Genomic DNA, 664 nt, shown 5'->3' on the forward strand with positions numbered 1-664 from the left:
TCTCGCACCGGGAGAGCGCCCTGCCGACGGAGCTCCGGGCCGATGTGCTGATCGGCTGCGACGGCATCCATTCCACCGTGCGCGGCCTGCTCTACCCGCAGGAGGGCCCGCCGTCGTCCAGCGGTGCGGTGGTGTGGCGGGGAGTGTCCCGCTGCCGTCCGTTCCTGGGCGGACGCTCCATGGTCGTGATGGGTGACGGCGATTGGAAGGCCGTCGTCTACCCGCTCGCCGACCGGCCCGATGACGACGGCACGGTGCCGGTGAACTGGGCCGTGTCCCGGGAGTCCGCCGCATCGGGCGAAGCCCGGAGCGCGGACGCCGCGGCCGGCCGTGAGCTGGGGCCTGTGCCCGACTGGCGTTGCGGGGATCTCGCGCTCGCCGAGGTGCTGGCCGGTCAGGAGCGGGTGCGGCAGTTCCCCATGATCGACCGCGATCCCCTCCCCCGGTGGTCCTTCGGGAGGGTCACGCTGCTGGGCGACGCGGCCCACGCGATGGCCCCGATGGGGTCGAACGCCACCACGCAGTGCATCGTCGACGCCCGCACGCTGGCCCACGCGCTCGCGGCCGATCCCGATCCCGTCCGCGCTCTGGCCGCCTACGACCGGCGGCGGCGGCCCGCGATGAACAGGCTCCAGGTGCTGAACCGGGCCAAGGGCCCCGAGGT

At 74.1% G+C, this 664-nt stretch carries 1 protein-coding gene; it reads left to right on the plus strand.

Features of this window, described 5'->3' with window-relative positions:
* A partial coding sequence (locus tag V2J85_RS40325; protein ID WP_330824356.1) for an FAD-dependent monooxygenase occupies positions 1-664 on the plus strand: 664 nt, incomplete at both ends.

The organism is Streptomyces bugieae (assembly GCF_036352915.1).
GTDB classification, from domain to species: Bacteria; Actinomycetota; Actinomycetes; order Streptomycetales; family Streptomycetaceae; genus Streptomyces; species Streptomyces endophytica.